Genomic DNA, 6,582 nt, shown 5'->3' with positions numbered 1-6,582 from the left:
CCCTCGCCACCCACTGACCACCGCTGACCCCCGCTGACCACCGCTGCACCCCGCATCCCGGAAAGACGAAGGAAGAGCCATGAGCACGACACAGACCATCCCGACCGTGACCCTGAACAACGGCGTCGAGATCCCCCGACTCGGCTTCGGGGTCTTCCAGGTTCCGGACGACGAGACCTCCGCGGCGGTCGCCAGCGCGCTCGCCGCCGGATACCGCAGCATCGACACCGCGGCGATCTACGGCAACGAGGCGGGCGTGGGGCGAGCGATCGCCGACTCCGGCATCGCCCGCGAGGATCTGTTCGTCACGTCCAAGGTCTGGAACAGCGACCACGGCTACGACAGCACCCTCCGCGCCTACGACGCCACCCTCGCCACGCTCGGGCTGGAGTTCCTCGACCTCTACCTGATCCACTGGCCCGCCCCCGATCGGGGCCTCTACACCGAGACGTGGCGGGCGCTGGAGAAGCTCTACGCCGAGGGTCGGGTGCGCGCCATCGGCGTGTCCAACTTCGAACCCGAGCACCTGGAGCGACTCATCGACGTCGCCGAGATCGTCCCCGCGGTCAATCAGGTCGAGCTGCATCCCGCGCTGCAGAACCGCGACGTCATCGCCGCCGACGCCCGCCACGGCATCGCGACCGAGGCCTGGAGCCCGCTGGCGCAGGGTGCCGTGCTCGGCGACCCGGCGATCGTCACGATCGCCGCGGCGCACGGCAAGACCCCGGCGCAGGTCGTGCTCCGCTGGCATCTGCAGCAGGGTCGCATCGTGATCCCGAAGTCCGTCACCCCCGCTCGCATCGCCCAGAACCTCGACGTGTTCGGCTTCGACCTCACCGCCCGCGAGCTCGCCGCGATCGACGCCCTGGACCGGAACGGTCGCACCGGCCCGCACCCGGCCGAGTTCCACGGCTGACCCCGGCGGAACGCTCCGAACAGGCGAGAGTCGTGCTCGTCGCGAGCGGGGACGGGCAGTGGCGTACGACGACGGCGGTCATGACACGACTCCCGCGGGTGTGAGTGCATGCGCACGGGACCACGCCTGGGTCGCGGCCTGGATGGCGTCCCACGGGGAGCCGAGCGGGGGCGTGTAGGAGAGGTCGAGCTCGGAGACCTGCTCGACGGTCAGCCCGGCGTGCAGGGCGGTGGCGTAGGTGTCGACCCGCTTCGCGGTCTCGGTTCCGAGCCGTCCGACCAGCTGCGCACCGAGGAGCCGCCCGGTGGTGGTGTCGCCGGTGATGCGGATGCCGATCGGCTGCGCCCCGGGGTAGTAGCGCTTGTGGTCGTCCGCGACGGAGGCGACCGTCGACGGCGAGAACCCGGCAGCAGCGGCATCCTGATCGCGGAGGCCGGTGCGGGCTGCGACGAGGTCGAAGACCTTCACCACCTGGGTGCCCACAGATCCGGCGAACCGGGCGCCACCGCCCAGCGCGTTCTCCCCTGCGACGCGACCCTGCTTGTGGGCGGTGGTGCCCAGCGGCAGGTAGGTGGTACCGAGCAGGCGGTGGTGGGTGATCACCCCGTCCCCGGCGGCGAACACGTGCGGGAGGCCGGTGCGCATCCGCTCGTCGACGACGACCGCGCGACCGGCTCCGAGCACGGCCCCCGCCGACTCGAGGAGGGCGGTGTTGGGTCGGACGCCGACGACGGCGAGGACGAGGTCGGCGGTGTGGGTGACCGGCTCGCCGTCTCGGGTGGCGTGGACGGTGAGCCCGTCCGTGGTCTTCTCGACGGCGTGGACAGTGGTGTCGGTGTACACGAGCACGTCGTGGTCCTCGAGCTCCGCACGCACCAGACCGCCGAGTTCGGGGTCGAGGGTGGAGAGCACTTCGGGGCCGCGCTGCAGCTGTGCGACCTGGATGCCGCGAGCGGCGAAGGCTTCGGCCATCTCGAGGCCGACGTAGCCGGCGCCGATGATGATCGCGGTCTTCGGGTCGCGGCCGGTCAGGTGCTCGTCGAGCGCGAGGGTGTCGCCCATCGAGTGGATGACGTGGACCCCGTCGTCCGGGCCCAGCCGGTCAAGGCCCGCGATGCCGGCGTGAAAGGGCAGGGCGCCGGTGCCGACGACGAGCTCGTCGTAGCCGATCGCGTCCTCCCTGCCGTACCGGTCGCGGACGGTCAGCCGTCGGCCGGCGACGTCGATGCCGGTGGCGAGGGTGTCCAGCCGCAGGGACATGCCGGTCGCTTCCAGGTCGGCGTGGGTGCGGTGCGCGAGGGACTGCCACGGGGCGACTTCCCCGGTGAAGTAGTACGGGATGCCGCAGATGGAGTAGTTCGGGTAGGCGTCCGCGACGATCACGGTGACGTCGGCGGTCGGGTCGAGCTCACGGGCGCGCAGCGCTGCGGAGATCCCCGCGTCGCTGCCGCCGATGACGGCGATACGGGTCATCAGGAGGTCTCTTTCGTCTCGGTCAGAACGGGTTCGGCGACCAGATCGCCCGTTTCGATCGCATCCGGGAACAGAAGGACGGCCAATCCGATGCCGAGCGCGGTGCCGGCCAGCTGGGCGCCGAGGAACGGCAGCGCCGACGCCGGAGCGATGCCGGCGAAGGTGTCCGTGAAGATGCGGCCAACGGTGACGGCCGGGTTGGCGAACGACGTGGAACTGGTGAACCAGTACGCCGACCCGATGTACGCGCCCACGCCGGCGGCGACCACCGGGACGGGCCGACGGGCGCGGGCGAGGCCGATGATCAGGAGCACGAGCCCGGCGGTCGCCACGACCTCGGCCAGCACCGTCGCGGGCGTGGCGCGGTCCGTCGAGGAGATCGCGGTCGGCGCGGCGAACATCGCGTTCGCGAGGATGGCGCCGCCGATCGCGCCGACCACCTGGGCGCAGGCGTAGAGGACCAGCGCGGCGAGCGAGAGCCCCGTCCCCGAGCGTCGGCCGAGGATCGCGTCGGCAAGGGAGACGGCGGGGTTGAAGTGCGCTCCGGAGACCGGGCCCAGCAGCAGGATCAGCACCCCGAGACCGAGCGCGGTGGCGATCGCGTTCTCGAGCAGCTGCAGACCGGCATCCGACGAGAGCCGCTGCGCGGCGATCCCCGAACCGACCACGACGGTCACCAGCAGCCCGGTGCCGAGCAGCTCTGCGAGAGCGCGGCGTCCGAGTCGAAGCCCTGCGCGATCGGGCTGTGCGTTCACTCCGGCGTGCCCGACGGGAGCAGTTCGGCGACGAGGGCCTCGACGCGGGAGCGGATCTCGTCGCGGATGCGGCGGACGGTGGGAGCGTCCTGCCCGGCGGGATCGTCCAGCTTCCAGTCCTCGTAGCGCTTGCCGGGGAAGATCGGGCAGGCATCGCCGCAGCCCATCGTGATCACGACGTCGGACTCCCGGACGGCGTCGACGGTGAGCAGCTTCGGCGTGTTCGCGGCGATGTCGATGCCCTCCTCGGCCATCGCGGCGACCGCGAGCGGGTTGATCTGCTCCTTCGGCTCGGATCCGGCCGACAGCACCTCGATCCTTCCGGCCGCGATGGACTGCAGATAGCCGGCGGCCATCTGCGACCGGCCGGCGTTGTGCACGCAGACGAACAGGACGGTGGGCGTGTCGCTCATGGGATCTCGCTTCCTCTTCGAGGAAAGCATAGACCCTCATCTATTGATTACGCGGCGGCCATGTCGATCAGTTCGGGGAGGAGGGCGCTGATGCGCTCGTGGATGTCGTCACGGATCGCACGGATCACCCGCAGCGGCGTGCCGACCGGGTCGGCGAGATCCCAGTCCAGGTAGCGGCGGCCGGGATACACGGGGCAGGCGTCGCCGCAGCCCATCGTGACCACGACGTCGGCGGCCCGGACCGCCTCCTCCGTCAGCGGCTTGGGGAACTCGCCGCCGATCGCGACGCCGATCTCGTCCAGCGCCGTCACGATCGCGGCACGGACCTCACCGGCCGGTGCGGACCCCGCCGTGCGCACGACCACCCGGTCGCCGGCGAGCCGGCGCAGGATGCCTGCAGCCAGCTGGGAGCGGCCGGCGTTCTGCACGCAGACGAACAGCACCGTCGGGATGCCCGACGGATGCGCGGCGCGGTTCAGATCGTCGAGTCGCGCCGTGGTGAATGCCGCAGCGCGGGATGCCAGCAGCGGCGCATCGCCGCGAGCGGCGAGGAGGTCACGACTGTCGGCGAGGTAGCGGGCGACCGTCTCGCGGTTGAAGACACCGCGGTAGCGGGCGGCGAGATCGTCGACCATGCGCTCCCAGTCGGGTTCATCGGCGGGGACGGCGGGAGTGCCGAGGACCGCGGCGATCCGCGCCTCCTGGTCGGGATCGATCGAGTACCAGACCCGCCTGCCCTCCGGTTCGCGGATCACGACGCCGTCGGCGTGCAGGGCCGCCATGTGGTGGCTGACGGTGGGCTGGCGCAGCCCGAGCTGCTCCGCGAGCCGGCCGACCAGCGTGCGGCCTCCGTCGGCCTCGCGGATGAGCTGGACGATGCGGGATCGGGTGGGGTCGGCGAGCACCGCGAGCGCGGGGGTGTGCAGCGCCGGATCCATAGACAGCAGTCTATCCAGTAGGGTCTCGGGTGGGCGCCGAGTCGCCGCGTGACGGCGGCAGCGGCATCCGTTCGCCACCGCCGCCCCGCGCCCGCCCACGCCCCTCCGAGGACAGGAACCGCCGATGCCGCAGAATCCGACGGCGCCCGGGCGCGGGACGGCGTGGGAGGTCTTCCGCGTCTTCCTCAAGCTCGGCACCACCTCGTTCGGGGGGCCGATCGCCCACCTGGGGTACTTCCGCACCGAGTTCGTCGAGCGGCGGAGGTGGTTGGACGACCGGGAGTATGCGGACCTGGTCGCGCTGTGCCAGTTCCTCCCGGGCCCGGCATCGAGCCAGGTGGGTTTCGGAGTCGGGCTGCTGCGCGCGGGCTCGTGGGGCGCCGTCGCGGCGTTCGTCGCGTTCACGCTGCCGTCGGCGGTGCTGATGGTCGCGTTCGCCTCCGGGGCGACGCTGTTCACCGGCCCGGTCGGAGAGGGGCTGCTGACCGGGTTGAAGGTCGTCGCCGTCGCGATCGTCGCGCAGGCGGTGTGGGGGATGGCGCGCACCCTCACACCCGATCGCACCCGCGCCGGGATCGCCGTCGTCGCCCTGCTGATCGCGTGCCTGCCGCTCGGATCCCTCGGGCTGGTCGCCGCGATCGCGCTCGGCGCGGTCGGCGGCATCGTGTTCTGCCGCCGGTCCCCGGGCGCCGAGTCGGACATGCTGAGATTTCCCGTGCGGCCCGCCGTCGGCGTGGTGTGCCTGGTGTTGTTCGTGCTGCTGCTGACGGCCACGCCGATCCTGGCCGGTGCGACGGGATCGGGGACGCTGACCCTGTTCGACGCGTTCTACCGCGCCGGCGCGTTGGTGTTCGGCGGTGGACACGTCGTGCTCCCCCTGCTGCAGGCGGGGGTGGCCGATCCCGGGTGGGTGACCGACGCGCAGTTCCTCGCCGGGTACGGTGCCGCGCAGGCCGTCCCCGGCCCGCTGTTCACGTTCGCCGGATATCTCGGCGCGCTCGCCGACGTCGGCCCCGGCGGCGTGCCGGGCGCACTGATCGCGCTGATCGCGGTGTTCCTGCCGGGTTTCCTGCTGCTCGTGGGAGTGCTGCCGTTCTGGAACGACCTGCGCCGCCGCGGATGGGCGCAGGCGATGATGCGGGGCGCGAACGCCGCCGTGGTCGGCATCCTCGCCGCCGCCCTCTACTCGCCGGTGTTCACCACGGCGATCACCGGGCCCGCCCCGTTCGGCCTCGCCGCGGTGTGCTTCGTGCTCCTGGTCGCGTGGAAGCTGCCGCCCTGGGTCGTGGTGATCGTCGGTGCCGGCGGCGGGGTCCTCCTGGCGCTGTTCCCGTCGTAGTCCCCGGGCGGCGGCACGTGCCTCCCGGGCGGACCGGCCGACGAAGCATCGCCTAGCCTTCGTGGCGCCCGCGGCGCGATCGCCGTAGCGTGAGACGATGCCCGATCAGTCCGCACCCGGCCAGCACGCCGACGAGCCGCACCGTCCCGGGATCGCGCAGCGGCTGAACTGGCTGCGCGCCGGCGTCCTCGGGGCCAACGACGGCATCGTCTCCACCGCCGCCGTCGCCGTCGGCGTCGCCGGCGCCACGAGCGACGTGTATCCGGTGCTGGTCGCCGGCGCGGCGGCCCTGATCGGTGGCGCGATCTCGATGGCGCTCGGGGAGTACGTGTCGGTGTCGAGTCAGCGCGACAGCGAGAAGGCGCTCATCGCCAAGGAGCGCCGCGAGCTCGCCGACGATCCGGACGGCGAGCTCGAGGAGCTCGTCGGGCTCGAGCAGGCGCGCGGGCTGAGTGCGGAGACGGCACGCCGGGTCGCCGTCGAGCTGACCGAGCGCGACGCCCTGCGGGCGCATCTCGCGATCGAGCTGAACATCGACGAGCGCGATGTCGTGAGTCCGTGGCACGCCGCCATCGCGTCCGCCGTCGCGTTCACGATCGGGGCGCTGCTGCCGCTGGCGACGATCGTGCTGATCCCGCATCCCGCGCGCATCGTCTGGACGTTCGCGACCGTGCTGGTCGCGCTCGCCGTCACCGGGTGGGTCGCGGCGTGGATCGGCGGGTCCTCGCGCGGCCGAGCCGTGCTGCGC

The 6,582-nt window shown here is 72.2% G+C and carries 7 protein-coding genes; 3 read left to right on the top strand and 4 right to left on the bottom strand.

Translation table 11 applies throughout. From position 1 onward, the window contains the following. Positions 1-79 precede the first annotated feature (79 nt). Complete coding sequence (locus WBP48_RS17275; protein WP_424441975.1) at positions 80-916, top strand: aldo/keto reductase; 837 nt, start codon at positions 80-82, stop codon at positions 914-916. A gap of 78 nt (positions 917-994) precedes the next feature. Here the strand turns inward: WBP48_RS17275 and WBP48_RS17270 are convergent, their stop codons facing one another. From WBP48_RS17270 to WBP48_RS17255, 4 genes are read right to left on the bottom strand one after another with little or no spacing between them, the layout of a single operon-like run. Next, the gene (locus WBP48_RS17270) at positions 995-2,389 is read right to left on the bottom strand and encodes an FAD-dependent oxidoreductase (protein ID WP_424441974.1); all 1,395 of its coding nucleotides are present in this window, start codon (positions 2,387-2,389) and stop codon (positions 995-997) included. Beyond that, entirely contained in the window at positions 2,389-3,144 is a 756-nt protein-coding gene (locus tag WBP48_RS17265) for an aquaporin (protein WP_424441973.1), read from the bottom strand. The genes WBP48_RS17270 and WBP48_RS17265 overlap by 1 nt, the downstream gene beginning before the upstream one ends. Then, the gene (locus WBP48_RS17260; RefSeq protein ID WP_424441972.1) at positions 3,141-3,557 is read right to left on the bottom strand and encodes an arsenate reductase ArsC; all 417 of its coding nucleotides are present in this window, start codon (positions 3,555-3,557) and stop codon (positions 3,141-3,143) included. Before WBP48_RS17260 ends, WBP48_RS17265 begins: the two co-directional genes overlap by 4 nt. A 47-nt stretch (positions 3,558-3,604) precedes the next feature. Then, the gene (locus WBP48_RS17255; RefSeq protein WP_424441971.1) at positions 3,605-4,495 is read right to left on the bottom strand and encodes a metalloregulator ArsR/SmtB family transcription factor; all 891 of its coding nucleotides are present in this window, start codon (positions 4,493-4,495) and stop codon (positions 3,605-3,607) included. A 124-nt stretch (positions 4,496-4,619) separates the two neighbouring features. Between WBP48_RS17255 and chrA the strand changes: the two genes are divergently transcribed. Together chrA and WBP48_RS17245 are read left to right on the top strand one after the other, a co-directional pair. Continuing rightward, positions 4,620-5,834 (top strand): chromate efflux transporter, encoded by a 1,215-nt coding sequence (gene chrA, locus WBP48_RS17250; protein ID WP_424441970.1) that lies wholly within the window; start codon positions 4,620-4,622, stop codon positions 5,832-5,834. Positions 5,835-5,931: 97 nt separating this feature from the next. Beyond that, positions 5,932-6,582, top strand: a 651-nt coding sequence (locus tag WBP48_RS17245) for a VIT1/CCC1 transporter family protein (RefSeq protein ID WP_424441969.1), incomplete at its 3' end; no start/stop codon positions are given.

Origin of the sequence: Microbacterium sp., assembly GCF_049661145.1 — a bacterium.
GTDB lineage: Bacteria > Actinomycetota > Actinomycetes > Actinomycetales > Microbacteriaceae > Microbacterium.
The sequence above is the reverse complement of the archived record's forward strand: the minus strand, read 5'-3'. Positions and strand labels throughout refer to the sequence as shown.